The sequence below is a fragment of the Kribbella sp. NPDC026596 genome (genome assembly GCF_040638415.1).
GTDB lineage: Bacteria > Actinomycetota > Actinomycetes > Propionibacteriales > Kribbellaceae > Kribbella.
This window is the reverse complement of sequence record NZ_JBEZYF010000032.1, coordinates 43929-58567: the sequence shown is the minus strand read 5'-3', so window position 1 is coordinate 58567 and position 14639 is coordinate 43929. Positions and strand designations below refer to the sequence as shown.

General features: G+C 69.0%; 18 protein-coding genes. 14 read left to right on the top strand and 4 right to left on the bottom strand.

All coding sequences use genetic code 11. The annotated features are described in order from the left end of the window. The 4 genes from dxr to AB0E63_RS25440 are packed head-to-tail and all read left to right on the top strand — an operon-like array spanning nt 1 to nt 4241. Nucleotides 1-1212 carry a 1-deoxy-D-xylulose-5-phosphate reductoisomerase gene (gene dxr / locus AB0E63_RS25455; RefSeq protein ID WP_360371043.1) on the top strand — a complete coding sequence of 404 codons (1212 nt, stop codon included), beginning with the start codon at nt 1-3 and terminating at the stop codon, nt 1210-1212. Then, a complete protein-coding gene (locus AB0E63_RS25450) occupies nt 1209-2519 on the top strand; it encodes a M50 family metallopeptidase (protein ID WP_360371040.1) in 1311 nt (436 codons plus the stop codon). Before dxr ends, AB0E63_RS25450 begins: the two co-directional genes overlap by 4 nt. Nucleotides 2520-2541: 22 nt before the next feature. After that, the gene (gene ispG, locus AB0E63_RS25445; RefSeq protein WP_360371037.1) at nt 2542-3684 is read left to right on the top strand and encodes a flavodoxin-dependent (E)-4-hydroxy-3-methylbut-2-enyl-diphosphate synthase; all 1143 of its coding nucleotides are present in this window, start codon (nt 2542-2544) and stop codon (nt 3682-3684) included. Between the two features lie 8 nt (nt 3685-3692). After that, nucleotides 3693-4241, top strand: coding sequence for a nucleosidase (locus tag AB0E63_RS25440; RefSeq protein WP_360371035.1), 549 nt, complete (start codon nt 3693-3695; stop codon nt 4239-4241). Here AB0E63_RS25440 and AB0E63_RS25435 read toward each other — a convergent pair. Further along, complete coding sequence (locus AB0E63_RS25435; protein ID WP_360371032.1) at nt 4222-4578, bottom strand: hypothetical protein; 357 nt, start codon at nt 4576-4578, stop codon at nt 4222-4224. The two genes, AB0E63_RS25440 and AB0E63_RS25435, sit on opposite strands and share 20 nt — an antisense overlap. Nucleotides 4579-4683: 105 nt before the next feature. On the opposite strand from AB0E63_RS25435, the gene AB0E63_RS25430 reads away from it, so the two are divergent. From AB0E63_RS25430 to trxA, 4 genes are read left to right on the top strand one after another with little or no spacing between them, the layout of a single operon-like run. Next, complete coding sequence (locus AB0E63_RS25430) at nt 4684-5463, top strand: cyclase family protein (protein WP_360371029.1); 780 nt, start codon at nt 4684-4686, stop codon at nt 5461-5463. Further along, on the top strand, nt 5460-7070 hold the full coding sequence (locus tag AB0E63_RS25425; protein WP_360371027.1) for a thiamine pyrophosphate-binding protein: 1611 nt from the start codon (nt 5460-5462) through the stop codon (nt 7068-7070). Before AB0E63_RS25430 ends, AB0E63_RS25425 begins: the two co-directional genes overlap by 4 nt. Before the next feature lie 59 nt (nt 7071-7129). Continuing rightward, on the top strand, nt 7130-7498 hold the full coding sequence (locus AB0E63_RS25420; RefSeq protein WP_360371024.1) for a MerR family transcriptional regulator: 369 nt from the start codon (nt 7130-7132) through the stop codon (nt 7496-7498). Further along, entirely contained in the window at nt 7495-7830 is a 336-nt protein-coding gene (gene trxA / locus AB0E63_RS25415; RefSeq protein ID WP_360371021.1) for a thioredoxin, read from the top strand. The genes AB0E63_RS25420 and trxA overlap by 4 nt, the downstream gene beginning before the upstream one ends. 18 nt (nt 7831-7848) lie before the next feature. On the opposite strand, the gene AB0E63_RS25410 is transcribed toward trxA, so the two are convergent. Further along, nucleotides 7849-7980, bottom strand: coding sequence for a hypothetical protein (locus AB0E63_RS25410; protein ID WP_360371018.1), 132 nt, complete (start codon nt 7978-7980; stop codon nt 7849-7851). After that, entirely contained in the window at nt 7977-8345 is a 369-nt protein-coding gene (locus AB0E63_RS25405; RefSeq protein WP_360371015.1) for a VOC family protein, read from the bottom strand. The genes AB0E63_RS25410 and AB0E63_RS25405 overlap by 4 nt, the downstream gene beginning before the upstream one ends. A gap of 53 nt (nt 8346-8398) precedes the next feature. Here AB0E63_RS25405 and AB0E63_RS25400 point away from each other — a divergent pair, with 53 nt between their 5' ends. The 6 genes from AB0E63_RS25400 (at nt 8399) to AB0E63_RS25375 (ending at nt 13777) form a co-directional block, all read left to right on the top strand. Continuing rightward, nucleotides 8399-8563 (top strand): CopG family transcriptional regulator, encoded by a 165-nt coding sequence (locus AB0E63_RS25400; protein WP_360371012.1) that lies wholly within the window; start codon nt 8399-8401, stop codon nt 8561-8563. Continuing rightward, the gene (locus AB0E63_RS25395) at nt 8560-9204 is read left to right on the top strand and encodes a VOC family protein (RefSeq protein WP_360371009.1); all 645 of its coding nucleotides are present in this window, start codon (nt 8560-8562) and stop codon (nt 9202-9204) included. Before AB0E63_RS25400 ends, AB0E63_RS25395 begins: the two co-directional genes overlap by 4 nt. After that, nucleotides 9201-9683 (top strand): GNAT family N-acetyltransferase, encoded by a 483-nt coding sequence (locus tag AB0E63_RS25390; RefSeq protein ID WP_360371007.1) that lies wholly within the window; start codon nt 9201-9203, stop codon nt 9681-9683. Before AB0E63_RS25395 ends, AB0E63_RS25390 begins: the two co-directional genes overlap by 4 nt. Nucleotides 9684-9700: 17 nt before the next feature. After that, nucleotides 9701-10942 (top strand): MFS transporter, encoded by a 1242-nt coding sequence (locus AB0E63_RS25385; RefSeq protein WP_360371004.1) that lies wholly within the window; start codon nt 9701-9703, stop codon nt 10940-10942. A 48-nt stretch (nt 10943-10990) separates the two neighbouring features. Continuing rightward, entirely contained in the window at nt 10991-11815 is an 825-nt protein-coding gene (locus AB0E63_RS25380) for a GNAT family N-acetyltransferase (protein ID WP_360371001.1), read from the top strand. A gap of 198 nt (nt 11816-12013) precedes the next feature. Continuing rightward, the gene (locus AB0E63_RS25375) at nt 12014-13777 is read left to right on the top strand and encodes a proline--tRNA ligase (RefSeq protein WP_360370998.1); all 1764 of its coding nucleotides are present in this window, start codon (nt 12014-12016) and stop codon (nt 13775-13777) included. Between the two features lie 56 nt (nt 13778-13833). Here the strand turns inward: AB0E63_RS25375 and AB0E63_RS25370 are convergent, their stop codons facing one another. Next, the gene (locus tag AB0E63_RS25370) at nt 13834-14634 is read right to left on the bottom strand and encodes a hypothetical protein (RefSeq protein ID WP_360370995.1); all 801 of its coding nucleotides are present in this window, start codon (nt 14632-14634) and stop codon (nt 13834-13836) included. Between the last annotated feature and the right edge of the window lie 5 nt (nt 14635-14639).

Genomic DNA, 14639 nt, shown 5'->3' with positions numbered 1-14639 from the left:
GTGAACCCGCGCACCGTCGTCATCCTCGGCTCGACCGGCTCGGTCGGTACCCAGGCGCTCGAGCTGATCGGGCGTCACCGGGACCGGTTCCACGTGCTCGCGCTCTCGGCCGGTGGCGACAACGTCGCACTGCTGGCGGAGCAGGCGCTGGAGTTCGGCGTCGAGGTCGTCGCGGTGGCGAAGGCCACAGTCGCCCAGGATCTGCAGCTTGCGTTCTACGCCGAGGCGCAGCGCAAGGGCTACGCGCAGGGCGAGTTCAGGATCCCGAAGATCGTCACCGGCCCGGACGCCTCCAGCGAATTGGCGGCCATGCCGTGTGACGTGGTTCTCAACGGCATCACCGGCTCGGTCGGGCTCCGGCCGACGCTGGCGGCGCTCGACGCGGGCACGACGCTCGCCCTGGCGAACAAGGAATCGCTGGTGATCGGCGGCCCGATCGTCACCCGACGGGTCAAACCGGGCCAGATCGTGCCGGTCGACTCCGAGCACAGTGCGATCGCCCAGTGCCTGCGCAGCGGTACGGCGGACGAGGTCAAGCGGCTCGTGGTCACCGCGAGCGGTGGGCCGTTCCGGGGCCGGTCGCGGGCCGAGATGGCCGACGTCACCCCGGAGCAGGCGGCGAAGCACCCGACCTGGGACATGGGTCCGGTGATCACGATCAACTCGGCCAACCTGGTGAACAAGGGCCTCGAGGTGATCGAGGCACACCTGCTCTACGGGCTGCCGATGAGCCGGATCGAGGTGGTCGTGCACCCGCAGTCGATCGTGCACTCGATGGTCGAGTTCGTGGACGGCTCCACCGTGGTGCAGGCGTCACCGCCGGACATGCGGCTGCCGATCGCGCTGGCGCTCGGCTGGCCTGACCGGATTCCGGACGCCGCGGCGGCCTGTGACTGGACCACCGCGAGCACCTGGGAGTTCGAGCCGCTCGACGACGAGGCCTTCCCGGCGGTGCAGCTCGCCCGCGAGGTCGGGACCCGCGGCGGGACCGCGCCGGCCGTCTACAACGCCGCGAACGAGGTCTGCGTGCAGGCGTTCCGGGACGGGCGGCTGCCCTTCCTGGCGATCGTCGACACCGTGGCCCGGGTGGTGACCGAACACGACGTACCCTCGTATGAGGAACTGTCCATCGACGACGTACTCGCCGCGGACGGCTGGGCCCGGGAGCGGGCCCGCGAGCTCACCGGCCTACAGGAGACCACGAAGGCATGACCGCGCTTCTCACCATCCTCGGCATCGTGCTGTTCGTCGCCGGGATCCTGATCTCGGTGGCCCTGCACGAGCTGGGCCACATGGTGCCCGCCAAGGCCTTCGGCATGAAGGTGACGCAGTTCTTCGTCGGCTTCGGCCGGACCGTCTGGTCCACCAAGCGCGGTGAGACCGAGTACGGCTTCAAGCTGATCCCGGCCGGTGGCTTCGTCCGGATCATCGGGATGATGCCGCCCGCCAAGGGGCAGGACCCGACGAAGGTCCGCAAGGCCAACACGGGCCCGATCCAGTCGATGGTGGAGAACGCCCGGACAGCGGAGTACGAGACGATCGCGCCCGAGGACGACGGCCGGCTCTTCTACCAGAAGGTGTGGTGGAAGAAGCTGATCGTGATGGCGTCCGGGCCGATGGTCAACATCGTGATCGCCTTCGTGCTGTTCGGCGGCCTGTTCATGCTGTACGGCGCCAACGTCGCGCAGACGAGTGTGGCCACCGTCACCGATTGCGTGATCCCGGCCTCGCAGGCGACCGCCGACCGCAAGTGCACCGACGCGGACAAGGTCTCGCCGGCCAAGGAGGCCGGGTTCCAGGTCGGCGACAAGATCGAGTCGTTCAACGGCACCCAGATCACCAGCTGGGACCAGCTCACCCCGCTGATCCGCGCGAACACCGACAAGGCCGCCACGATCGTTGTCGAGCGCAACGGCCAGCAGGTGACCCTGCAGACGAACACGATCATCAACCAGGTGCCCGACGAGGCCGGCTCGGACAAGCTCGTCTCGGTCGGGTTCCTCGGCGTCTCGCCGGAGATGAAGGTCCAGCGGCAGGACTTCGGGTTCGTCGTCAACAAGATGGGCGAACTGACCGTCGCCACCGTCAAGGCGATCGGCAACTTCCCGGAGAAGCTGGTCGGCGTGGCCAAGTCGATCGTCGGCGGCAACCGCGACGAGGACAGCCCGATGAGCGTGGTCGGCGCCAGCCGGGTGGCCGGCGAGATCGCCTCGAACCAGTCGCTCACCGGCGGCGAGCGGATCGCGTTCCTGGTCTCGCTGCTCGCCTCGCTGAACCTGTTCCTTGCCCTGTTCAACTTCATCCCGCTGCTGCCGCTCGACGGCGGCCACATGATCGGCGCGATCTGGGAAGGGATCCGGCGCGGCTTCGCGAGGCTGCGCGGCCGGCCCGACCCCGGATACGTCGACGTCGCCAAGCTGCTGCCGATCGCGTACGTCGCGGCCAGTGTGATCGTGGTGATGGGCGTGCTGCTCGTCATCGCCGACATCGTGAACCCGATCAAGCTCTTCAACGGCTGACCCTCACAACGGTTAAGGACTCATGAGCATCAACCTGGGCATGCCCGCGCTGCCGCCGCCGACCCTGGCCCCGCGCCGCAAGACCCGCCAGATCAAGGTGGGCAAGGTGCTGGTCGGTGGCGACGCGCCGGTCTCGGTGCAGTCGATGACGACGACGCTGACCGCGGACGTCAACACCACCCTGCAGCAGATCGCCGAGCTGACCGCGGCCGGCTGCGACATCGTCCGGGTGGCCTGCCCGTCGCAGGACGACGCGGACGCGCTGCCGGAGATCGCGAAGCACTCGCAGATCCCGGTGATCGCGGACATCCACTTCCAGCCCAAGTACGTGTTCGCCGCGATCGAGGCGGGCTGTGCGGCGGTCCGGGTGAACCCGGGCAACATCCGCAAGTTCGACGACCAGGTGAAGGAGATCGCGGCCGCCGCGAAGGACCACGGGACGTCGCTGCGGATCGGGGTGAACGCGGGGTCGCTGGATCCGCGGCTGCTGCAGAAGTACGGGAAGGCGACGCCCGAGGCGCTGGTCGAGTCGGCCGTCTGGGAGGCCTCGCTGTTCGAGGAGCACGACTTCCACGACTTCAAGATCTCGGTCAAGCACAACGACCCGGTCGTCATGGTCCGCGCGTACGAACTGCTGTCCGAGGCGGGGGACTGGCCGCTGCACCTCGGCGTGACCGAGGCCGGGCCGGCGTTCCAGGGCACGATCAAGTCGTCGGTCGCGTTCGGCGCGCTGCTGTCGAAGGGCATCGGCGACACCATCCGCGTCTCGCTGTCCGCGCCGCCGGTCGAGGAGGTCAAGGTCGGCCTGCAGATCCTGCAGTCGCTGAACCTGCGCGAGCGCAAGCTCGAGATCGTCTCCTGCCCGTCCTGCGGTCGCGCCCAGGTGGATGTCTACACCCTCGCCGAGCAGGTCACCGCCGGCCTCGAAGGCATGGAGGTCCCGCTCCGCGTCGCCGTCATGGGCTGCGTCGTGAACGGCCCCGGCGAGGCCCGCGAAGCCGACCTCGGCGTCGCCTCCGGCAACGGCAAGGGCCAGATCTTCGTCAAGGGCGAGGTCATCAAAACCGTCCCGGAATCCGCCATCGTAGAAACCCTGATCGAAGAAGCGATGCGCATCGCCGAAGAAATGGGCGAAACCGGCGAACCCACCGTCACCGTCAGCTGACCCGGGCTGTGACCGAATTCCTGGTGGTTAGTGCGGTCGCTGGGGAGGCGCGGTACGTGCCGGAGGGGATTTCGGTGCTGATCACCGGCGTCGGCAAGACCGCTGCGGCAGTGGCGGTCAGCCGGGCCTTCACGGAGCGCGACACTGCGGACCTCGTGGTGCTGAATGTGGGGACTACGGGGGCGCTCAGGGATGGGTTGTCGGGGGTGTATTTGCCGAGCATCGTCATCAATCACGATGTGAATGCGGAGGCTATTCGGGCGATCGGGCTGGATCCGCAGGAGGAGTTACACGTCGAGGGTGGGGACGGGACGGTGCTGGCGTCGGGGGATGTGTTCGTGACGGATCCCGTCGTACGGGCGCGGCTCGCCGAGCGGGCGCATTTGGTGGACATGGAGGCGTACGGCGTCGTCTACGCGTGCCGTGAGTACGGCGTGCCTGTGCGGGTCGTGAAGCACGTCTCCGACTCCGCCGATGAGGCCGCGCTCGACTGGCCGGCTCTCGTAGATACGAGCGCGAAGGTGCTGGGGGAGTGGGTCAGCGACTACGTGCGCTGAGCCAGGTCAGTACGGCGATCTCCCGGACGAGCCACCGCATCACGCCGACTCCACTGTTCAGCACGGCCTGATTGGCTGCGAGTGCCTCGTCGACCGTCACCCACTGCGGCGTTAGCTCCAGCTCCGCCTCGTACCCCTCGAGTTGCTGTCCACCGACGGGCGACCCGCCCGAGCACTCGCCGGGCTCGACGCCGCCGCCGGGGAACTTGTAGTCGCCGTGCCGCGAGGCGAGCAGCAGCAACTCCCGCCCGCGGAAGAGCGCACCTCGGACGGCGGTCCGCTCGACCAGCCGTCCGCCAGGCGAGAGTTCGGGTGAACGAAAGGTCCCCAGCAGCATGCGACCTATGCTCGCCGAACCTCGACCTGGACGGAATCCTGGACGTGGTGACGGTCGTCGCCCTAGCGTCGGGGTTCTCGCACGCCACACTCCCTGGAGGTCCGTATGACGTCGGCTTTGTCGGTACTCGTCGCAGCACTCGCCGACGGGTCGGTCGAGGTGGTGGACCTGACGTCGCCGCTGTCCGCGTCGACGCCAGTGATCCAGCTGCCACCGGAGTTCGGGCAGACGGCGCCGTTCGCACTCGAGGAGATCAGCAGGTACGACGACCGCGGGCCGGCGTGGTACTGGAACAACTTCACCAGTGGCGAGCACACCGGCACCCACTTCGACGCACCGAACCACTGGGTCACCGGCAAGGATCTCGCCGACGTGGCCTCGGTCCCGGCCAACCGGCTGATCGCGCCGGCGGTCGTGCTCGACTTCACCGCCGAGGTCGAGAAGAACTCCGACTTCCTCGTCGAGGTCGACCACATCAAGGCCTGGGAGGCGGACAACGGACCGCTGCCCGACGGTGGCTGGCTGTTCGTGCGCACCGGGTGGGACGCGCGGTCACACTCGCAAGAGGCGTTCCTCAACGCCGACGAGAACGGGCCGCACACACCGGGCCTGTCGCCGGAGTGCGCGCGCTGGGTCGCAAAGGAGACGCCCGTACTCGGTCTCGGCGTCGAGACCGTCGGTACGGACGCCGGGAAAGCGCACTCGTTCGACCCGCCGTTCCCGTGCCACGCCAACCTGATGGGCAGCGACAAGTACGGGCTGACGCAGTTGCAGAACCTCGCCATGCTGCCGCCGACCGGCGCCGTCGTCATCGCCGGACCGTTGCCGATCGTCAGCGGCTCCGGCGCTCCCGCACGGGTGCTCGCACTGGTCGAACGTCCATGAACGTCGCGGTCGCTGTCGGTCGCGCGTTGGCGGCCGCGGGCGTCCGCCAGGTGTTCGGCGTGATCGGGTCGGGCAACTTCCACCTGACGAACGCGATGGTGGCCGGCGGCGCGCGGTTCGTCGCCGCGCGGCACGAGGGCGGCGCGGCCACGATGGCAGACGCGTACGCGCGGATGAGCGGGACGGTCGCCGCGGTCTCGGTCCATCAGGGCTGTGGCCTGACGAACGCGATGACCGGGATCGCCGAGGCGGCCAAGAGCCGGACGCCGATGGTCGTCGTGGCGGCCGAAGTCACCGAGCCACGGTCGAACTTCTACGTCGACCAGGAGGCGCTGGCCCGTTCCGTGGGCGCGGTGCCGGTGCGGATCACTTCGGCGGAGACCGCAGTCGCGGAGGCGCTGGGTGCGGTCACGACGGCGGTGCGCGATCGCCGAACGGTGTTGCTCAACGTTCCGCTTCCTGTGCAGGCGTTGGACGCCGGCGCATCGGCTCTCACGACGCCGCCTGCGCGGGACGCGGTGGTGCCGGATGCCGCCGAGGTCGCCGCCCTGACCGATCTGCTGCGGCGTGCCGAGCGACCGGTGTTCGTCGCGGGACGCGGATCCCGTGGACGTCGGCAGGCCCTTGAACTGCTGGCGGAACGCTGTGGCGCACTCCTCGCGACGTCGGCCGTCGCGCACGGTCTGTTCCGCGGCAACCCCTGGTCGCTCGGGATCTCGGGAGGCTTCGCCTCGCCACGGACCGCCGAGCTGATCTGCGGCGCCGACCTCATCGTGGGGTGGGGATGCGCGCTGAACATGTGGACGATGCGGCACGGTCAGCTGATCGGACCCGACGCGACGGTGGTGCAGGTCGACGACGACGCATCGGCACTCGGCGTCCATCGCGAGATCCAGTTGGGCGTCACCGGTGACGTCGAGCTCACCGCCACGATGGCGCTCGAGGCGTACGGCGAGCAGCGGGTCGGCTGGCGCACGGCCGAGCTCGGGAGCGTGCGGTGGCGGGACGTCGCGTACGACGACACGAGTACGGCGGAGCGGATCGACCCACGGACGTTGAGCATCGCGCTCGACGACCTGCTGCCGGCCGAACGCGTGGTCGCCGTCGACTCCGGCAACTTCATGGGCTACCCGAGCGCATATCTGTCGGTGCCGGACGAGAACGGCCTCTGCTTCACTCAGGCGTTCCAGTCGATCGGGCTGGGGCTTGCCACCGCGATCGGTGCCGCGCTGGCGCAGCCGGACCGGCTGCCCGTCGCCGCCCTCGGCGACGGCGGTGCGCTGATGAGCGCCGCGGAGCTCGACACCGTACGTCGGCTCGGCCTGCCGATGCTCGTGGTCGTGTACAACGACGAGGCGTACGGCGCCGAGGTGCACCACTTCGGTCCCGGCGGGCACCCGTTGGACACGGTGACGTTCCCGCCGACCGACCTCGCCGCGATCGGCCGGGGCTACGGTTTCGAGGCCGCGACCGTACGTACCGTCGGCGACCTCGCGGCGGTCACGGACTGGCTGAACGGGCCGCGGTCGGCGCCGATGCTCGTGGACGCGAAGGTCGTCGCGGACCAGCCGTCGTGGTGGTTGGAGGAGGCGTTCCGCGGGCATTGATAGGCTGGCTTGACCTTGACCCTGGGGGCAAGGTTTAGCGTCGGGGTGAAGGAGGCGGGATGCGGATCAGTGATCTGGCGGCCGAGGCCGGAGTGACGGTCAAAGCTGTTCGGTACTACGAGTCGCAGGGGCTGCTCAAGCCACGGCGGGAGGCCAACGGGTACCGCTCGTACGAGGCTGAGGACGTGGTCGTCGTACGCGAGGTGAAGGCGCTGCTGAGTCTCGGGCTGACCGCGGAGCAGACGTACCCGTTCATCGAGTGCCTGCGGGCCGGCAACGAGCGGGCGGATGTCTGCCCGGCGTCGCTGACGGCCTACCGGACCCGGATCGCCGACGTGGACCGGCGGATCGCGGAACTCACCGACCTGCGGGCCCGGCTGACCGACCTCCTGACCGATGCCGAGAGCTGGAGGATGAACCAACGATGAGTGATCTGCGGACGGTCGACGAGTCGACCTTCGACGAACTGGTACTGCGCGCGGACAAGCCGGTGCTGGTGGACTTCTGGGCCCAGTGGTGCCCGCCCTGCCACCAGATCGCGCCGGTGCTCGCCCAGATCGGTGCCGAGCGCAACGATCAGCTGACCGTCCTGAAACTGAACTCCGACGAGAACCCGGCCGTCTCGGCCCGCTACCGCGTGATGGCGCTCCCCACCCTGATGCTCTTCCACCGCGGCGAGGTCATCTGGTCCGTCGTCGGCGCCCGCCCCAAACACAAACTCCTGAAGGAACTAGACGACGCCCTCCTCGCCGCCGTCTAACTTCGAGAAGACTGCGGATCAGTACCTGCGGTCCGGGGATCGCCAGGACAGGCTTGCGGTGGCGCTGAGCCAGCCCGGGCTCTTCGGCTCGGACGGCTTCGTCGTCTGCCGCTGCCAGATCAGTGCCAGCACCCTGAACACCGTTCTCATTGGTTGAACTTGTAGAGCTCGACCAGGACGCCGTGCGGGCCGGCGACGTACGCCGAGGTTGTGCCCCAGTCGGTGTCGACAGGCTCGAGGACGATCTTGCCGCCGCGGCCGCGGATCTCCTCGATGTCGGCCCGTACGTCGTCGCTGCTGAACTGCAGCAACGTGCCGCCATGCGGCCCGAAGTCGTCGATGATCGCGCCGGTGTGGAGGGCGATCGTCATCGCGCCGGCCTTCACCTCGGCGTACCCCTCGCCGGCGTTGCCTGAGAGCTCCAGGCCGAGCATGCCGGCGAAGAAGTCGGCCAGATCCTGGTTCTTCTGCGTGGTGTCGCTGAGCAGGCCCAGGTGGTCGAAGCGGAGGTTCATCGTCGGTTCTCCTCTGTTGACTGGTAGGTGTCTAGGATGCTAGCAATATAGCCATGGCAGTTGAGGGTGGCAAGAAGGTGCAGTTCAACGTGTATCTGCCGCCGGAGTTGGTGCGGCGGGTGAAGCACAAGGCGATCGACGAGACGGCGAGTCTGTCCGCGCTGGTCGAGCAGGCCCTGACCGAGTACCTGGACAAGCACGGGGAGGCGCGAGGATGAACGACGTACAGATCCGGCCGCTGCGGTTCACGGCGGATGTGGAGGCGATGCGCGGGTTCCTGGAGACCCTGGGGCTGCGGTCGCGGATCGAGTCCGAGCGGGGCGGCTGGGTGGACATGCTGACCGGTCGCGGGATGGTCGCGCTGCACGACACGGCCAGCAGCAGCACCGGCGGGCAGCCGGGGCAGACGAATCTGTCCTTCGAGGCAGACAAGATCGACGACCTGAAGGACCGGCTGGAGCAGGCAGGGTTCCCGGACGCGACCGTCTTCGACGAGGCGTACGGCCGGGTCCTCTCGGTCACCGCGCCCGGCGAGGTGGTGATCTGGGTGGACGAGCGGAGTGAGGATCTCTACGGCTACAAGCTGCACGACGCCAGCCCGGACGACCGCTGGTCGGTCACGCCGTACCTGACCGGAGCGGACGAGGCTGCTTGGCTGGGATTCCTCGAGGCGATCGGCTCGGGTCCGTCGGTTCGGTTCGGGCCGGCCGATGCGGAGTTCGCCGTACGGCTGGAGCTGACCACCACCGAGGACCTGGATGACGTCCGGGGCCGGCTCGGCGGGTTGCAAGTGACGCGGACAGATGCGGGACTGGAGATCGTGGATCCTGACGGGCAACTTGTGGTGGTGCGTGGATGATCGAGGTACGCAGAGCGGAGCTCTCCGAGGTCGACGCGGTTCGGCAGATCGGGCTGACGACCTGGCCGGTGGCGTACGCCGGTCTCGCGTCGGAGGAGTTCATCGCCGACGGTCTCGCGCAGTGGTGGTCACCGGAAGTGATCGAGCACGTCATCCACCACGGGATCACCCTGGTCGCGGCCGAAGGCGATGAGCTGGTCGGGATGGCCAGCCTCGGACGCGAGGGTGACCTCTGGGTGATGTGGAAGCTGTACGTGCTGCCCGATCACCAGGGCAAAGGCGTCGGCAGGGCCCTGCTCGAGGCCGCGATCGCCGCGCTTCCGGACGGTACGACGGAACTGCGGCTGGACGTCCTGGTCACCAACGAGAAGGCGATCGGCTTCTACCGGGCCCACGGGTTCACCGAGGCCCGGGTGACGCCGGACCGGGACCTCGGCGACGACCTGATGTGGATGGTCGTTGACCTGCACCGCACGTGAGGTTGCAAGATTCCGCCATGACGAGGCTGCGCGATGACCCGGACTTCCGCCGGTACTGGCTGGCCCGGGCGCTGTCGATCACCGGGTCGATGGTCACCGCGATCGCGCTGCCGGTGCTCGTCTACCGGCTGAGCGGTTCCACCGTCCTGACGGCGATGGTGACCGCTCTCGAGGCGGCGCCGTACCTCCTGACCGGGCTGTTCGCCGGTGCGCTCGCCGATCGCTGGAACCGGCGCCGGACGATGGTGACCGCGGATCTGGTCAACGCGGTCCTGGTCGGTTCGATCCCGGTCGCGCACCTGCTCGGCGTACTGACCGTCGTTCAGGTGCTGGTGGTGGCGTTCACCGTCCAGGGCGTCTACACCTTCTTCGACGGTGCGAACTTCGGCGCCCTGCCCGTCCTGGTCGGCCGAGCCCGCGTCGCGCAGGCGAACTCGGCGGTGTGGACGGCCTCGAGTCTGATCGAGTTGTTCGTCCCACCGCTGACCGGCCTGATCCTCGCGGCACTGAATCCGGCCACACTGCTCGCCGTCGACGCGTTGAGCTTCGTCGCGTCCGCGCTGGCGGTGCGCGGGATCGTGCGAGCGATGTCCGAGCGGCGCGAAGGATTGCCGCCGCTCCGGCCGCGAGTGGTCTTCGCCGACATTGCCGAGGGACTCCGCTTCCTGATCCGGCATCCAGGCGTCCGGACGATGACGATCGTCGGGAGCCTGCAGTCGTTCGGCGGCGGTGGATTCATGGCGCTGATCGTGGTCTGGTGCGACCGGGTCCTGGACGTGGGTACGTCGGGACTCCGGTTCGGACTCGTGTGGGGCACGTGGGGGATCGGTGGGCTGATCGCCGCGCTCGGGTTGCCGCGGTTGCTGAAACGGTTCTCGCCGGCGGCGATCACGCTCTACGCGCTTCCGGTCTCGGCGCTCCTCGGGGTCCTCACGCCGCTGTCGCCGGACTGGGTCACGGCCGCGATCGCGTTGCTGGTGTGGGGTTCCGCGTATGTGCTGGTGATCGTCAACGCCGTGTCCTATCGCCAGCAGGTGACGCCGGAGCATCTGCTCGGCCGCGTCAACACGGCCGGGCGGATGCTGTCGTGGGGTGTGGGCTGGACCTTCGGCGCGGTGGTCGGCGGCGTGCTCGGCAAGGCGGTCGGGATCCGGAGCGGCATGGTGCTGATGGGCCTGACCATCTTCATCGGGGTGGTGGTCGCGTGGACCTCGCCGCTGCGCCGGATCGCGGCGACACACGATCCGGCGGCGGTCTGATCCGGCCCCTCGCATGCTCAGGCGGCAATCATCCGCTAGGTTCTGCGCGTGGGTGTACGGGTTCTCGGTCCTCGTGACCTCGCGGCGGCGCGTGCGGTCATCGCCCGCGACCCTGTCGTGAACGTCTTCGTCGACAGCCTTGTGCAGGCGTCCGGACTCGATCCGCGCCGCGGTGCGGAGGTCTGGGGGTACGTCGAGAAAGGCGCGCTGGAGGCGCTGTGTCACGCCGGCGGCAACATGGTGCCGGTCGGCGCGGACGATCCCGCTTTGCGCGCGTTCGCGGCGTACGCGCTGCGCCGGGGGCGGAACTGTTTCCAGATCCTCGGCCAGGCGCATGCGGTCGACCAGTTGTGGCGCATCCTCGAACCACACTGGGGACCGGCCCGCGAGGTGCGCGACGATCAGCCGTTCATGGTGATCGAGGGCTCGCCGCTGATCGAGCCGGATCCGTTGGTCCGTGCGGTCGAGCCGGTGGAGCTGCCGGTGCTGTACCCGGCGTGTGTGGCGATGTACACCGAGGAGGTCGGCGTACCGCCGCAGACCGGGCCGGACGGGACGTTCTACCGGTCACGTGTGGCCGAGCTGATCCGGGCCGGGCGGGCGTTCGCGCGGATCGAGGACAACCGGGTGGTGTTCAAGGCCGAGGTCGGGTCGGTCGGGACCGGGGTCTGCCAGATCCAAGGGGTGTGGGTGGATCCGGAGTTCCGCGGGCGCGGGTTGGCGGCGCCTGGAATGGCGGCGGTGGTGGAGTTGGCCCGGCAGATCGCGCCGGTGGTGACGCTGTATGTGAATGCGTTCAACCTGCCGGCGCGGGCGGCGTACGAGCGGGTCGGGTTCCGGACGATCGAGACGTTCGCGACGATTCTGTTCTGACGGCGGTCGTTCTAGTACCGGCGAGTAGGCTCCAGGTGGCCGCCGACCTGCAGCGTGAGGGATCCGGGTCGGCTCAAGCGATCGCTTGGGCCGGGCGGGGTGAACCTGTGGATAACGTGGTGAGAGCATTACCGCCGGGCCGATATTCTCTGTCCCGTCCGATGTTGTATTCCTGACCCTGCACGCTTGGAGACTCCCGTGATTCTGCGCATGTCGTCGCTGTTCCTTCGCACCCTTCGCGAGGATCCGGCGGACGCGGAGGTCCCGAGCCACAAACTGCTCGTCCGCGCGGGGTACATCCGGCGGGCCGCGCCCGGCATCTACACCTGGCTGCCGCTGGGGCTGCGGGTGCTGCGCAACGTCGAGCGGATCGTGCGCGAGGAGATGGACGCGATCGGCGCGCAGGAGCTCGTGTTCCCGGCGCTGCTGCCCCGCGAGCCCTACGAGGCGACCGGCCGCTGGACGGAGTACGGGCCGAACATCTTCCGCCTGAAGGACCGCAAGGGCGCCGACATGCTGCTCGGGCCGACGCACGAGGAGATGTTCACGCTGGTCGTGAAGGACCTCTACTCGTCGTACAAGGACCTGCCGCTGTCGATCTACCAGATCCAGAACAAGTACCGCGACGAGGCGCGGCCGCGGGCCGGCGTGCTGCGCGGACGCGAGTTCGTGATGAAGGACTCGTACTCGTTCGACGTCGACGACGAGGGCCTGGAAGCGTCGTACGAGCTGCACCGCGAGGCGTACATCAAGATCTTCGACCGGCTCGGCTTCGACTACGTGATCGTCAAGGCGATGTCCGGTGCGATGGGTGGCTCGCGCTCGGAGGAGTTCCTCGCGATCGCCGAGAACGGTGAGGACACCTTCGTCCGCTCGGCCGGCGGGTACGCCGCCAACGTCGAGGCCGTCGTGGTCCCGCAGGCGGCGCCGGTCGACGCGTCCGCCATGCCCGCGGCCGAGGTGGTCGACACTCCGGACACGCCGACCATCGACACCGTCGTGGACGCGATGAACGCGAAGCACGCGCGCACCGACGGGCGTGAGTGGACCGCCGCGGACACGTTGAAGAACGTGCTCGTGATGCTGGTGAACCCTGACGGCACGCGTGAGCCGCTCGCGATCGGCGTCCCGGGGGACCGGGCGATCGACGAGAAGCGGCTTGGTGCGCAGGTGGAGCCGGCCGAGGTGGTCGCGTTCGAGGAGGCGGACTTCGAGAAGCACCCGTCGCTCGCGAAGGGCTACATCGGGCCGGGGGTGCTGGGTTCGGAGAACACGTCCGGCATTCGCTACCTGCTCGACCCCCGGATCGCCGAGGGGTCCGCGTGGGTGACCGGGGCCGACAGGTCCGGCTTCCACGTGATGAACCTGGTGCACGGCCGTGACTTCACCGCCGACGGCACGATCCAGGCCGCCGAGGTGCGCGACGGTGACGAGGCGCCGGACGGTTCGGGTCCGCTGTCGAGCGCGCGCGGGATCGAGATGGGACACATCTTCCAGCTCGGCAAGAAGTACGCCGAGGCGCTCGACCTCAAGGTGCTCGACCAGAACGGCAAGCTCGTCACGGTCACGATGGGTTCGTACGGCGTCGGTGTCACCCGCGCGGTGGCCGCGATCGCCGAGGGCAACCACGACGAGCTCGGCCTGGTCTGGCCGCGCGAGATCGCGCCCGCGGATATCCACCTCGTTGCCACCGGCAAGGACAGTGAGGTCTTCGAGAAGGCGGCCGAGATCGCGGCCGAGCTCGAGTCCCGCGGTCTGAGCGTGATCTACGACGACCGGGAGAAGGTCTCCCCGGGCGTCAAGTTCAAGGACGCCGAACTGCTCGGCGTCCCGACCATCGCCGTCGTCGGCAAGGGTCTCGCCGACGGCACCATCGAGGTCAAGGACCGCCGCTCCGGCGACCGCACCGACGTACCCGTCGCCGAGGTAGTCGACCACCTGGTCACGACCGTCCGCGGCTGACCAGGCTCCGGCCCCGCTTCCTCTGGGAGCGGGGCCGCGTCACGTCCGCAGGTGGGTCAGGGGCGGACCCAGACTGTCCAGCGTTCCAGGCGGAGGTAGTCGAGGCGTTGGTAGACGGGTTGGCCGTCGTCGGAGGCGATCAGGGCAGCGGGTTCGTCGGGGTGGTGGGTGGTGGCGGCCCAGGTGACGGCGGCGCCGGCCCCGCGGCCGCGGGCGGCGGGCATGACGGCGACGTTCTCGACGATGGTGAGGCCGGCGGCGTGGTGGCCGGTCGACGTCGCGAGGGGTACGTCGCCGTCGTACCCGACCCAGACCGTGGAGCCTTCGAGGAAGGACGTGGAGTAGACCGCGCCGGCCTGGAACGGCTGGAGCTCGGGGAGCGGGTAGCCCTCGACGAGGACGCGTTCGGCGTCGGCGAGGCCGGCGGCGTCGGTGACCTGGCGGATCTCGAGATCCGTGACCGGGGGAGTGGTGGTGCTGACCGGGAGGCGGACCATCAGCGGTGGGTGGCCGGCCAGGGCCAGGCCGTGTTCGCGGAGGTCGCGGGTCGGCCAGGCGCTGACGAACAGGTATGGCACGTTGTTCGGCAGCTCACGGGCGGCGTCGGCGATGACGTCGGCCGGATCGACGGGTTGCTTGGGGACGACCCAGTTCGTCAGCGGACCGCGGTCGCCGAGAATCCCGCCGGCCCAGGTGTCGCCGTCGTACCACGGCTTACCGGCGCGGCGTGGGGCGTCGACCGCCCAGGACGCGTGCGCGAGGACAGCCCGGCGGACGAGCGAGTCAGCGGGATCGAGGTCCGGTTCCCAACCGGTGGCGAGGGTCTCGCCCTCGGGTGGCAGGATCGACGACGCCATGGGCC

Bases quoted from the DNA above. Each gene is read 5' to 3' on its own strand.
- AB0E63_RS25450 (WP_360371040.1), top strand. From the start codon at position 1,209: ATGACCGCGCTTCTCACCATCCTCGGCATCGTGCTGTTCGTCGCCGGG.
- ispG (WP_360371037.1), top strand. From the start codon at position 2,542: ATGAGCATCAACCTGGGCATGCCCGCGCTGCCGCCGCCGACCCTGGCC.
- AB0E63_RS25435 (WP_360371032.1), bottom strand. From the start codon at position 4,578: ATGCTGCTGGGGACCTTTCGTTCACCCGAACTCTCGCCTGGCGGACGG.
- AB0E63_RS25430 (WP_360371029.1), top strand. From the start codon at position 4,684: ATGACGTCGGCTTTGTCGGTACTCGTCGCAGCACTCGCCGACGGGTCG.
- AB0E63_RS25425 (WP_360371027.1), top strand. From the start codon at position 5,460: ATGAACGTCGCGGTCGCTGTCGGTCGCGCGTTGGCGGCCGCGGGCGTC.
- AB0E63_RS25420 (WP_360371024.1), top strand. From the start codon at position 7,130: ATGCGGATCAGTGATCTGGCGGCCGAGGCCGGAGTGACGGTCAAAGCT.
- trxA (WP_360371021.1), top strand. From the start codon at position 7,495: ATGAGTGATCTGCGGACGGTCGACGAGTCGACCTTCGACGAACTGGTA.
- AB0E63_RS25410 (WP_360371018.1), bottom strand. From the start codon at position 7,980: ATGAGAACGGTGTTCAGGGTGCTGGCACTGATCTGGCAGCGGCAGACG.
- AB0E63_RS25405 (WP_360371015.1), bottom strand. From the start codon at position 8,345: ATGAACCTCCGCTTCGACCACCTGGGCCTGCTCAGCGACACCACGCAG.
- AB0E63_RS25400 (WP_360371012.1), top strand. From the start codon at position 8,399: ATGGCAGTTGAGGGTGGCAAGAAGGTGCAGTTCAACGTGTATCTGCCG.
- AB0E63_RS25395 (WP_360371009.1), top strand. From the start codon at position 8,560: ATGAACGACGTACAGATCCGGCCGCTGCGGTTCACGGCGGATGTGGAG.
- AB0E63_RS25390 (WP_360371007.1), top strand. From the start codon at position 9,201: ATGATCGAGGTACGCAGAGCGGAGCTCTCCGAGGTCGACGCGGTTCGG.
- AB0E63_RS25385 (WP_360371004.1), top strand. From the start codon at position 9,701: ATGACGAGGCTGCGCGATGACCCGGACTTCCGCCGGTACTGGCTGGCC.
- AB0E63_RS25370 (WP_360370995.1), bottom strand. From the start codon at position 14,634: ATGGCGTCGTCGATCCTGCCACCCGAGGGCGAGACCCTCGCCACCGGT.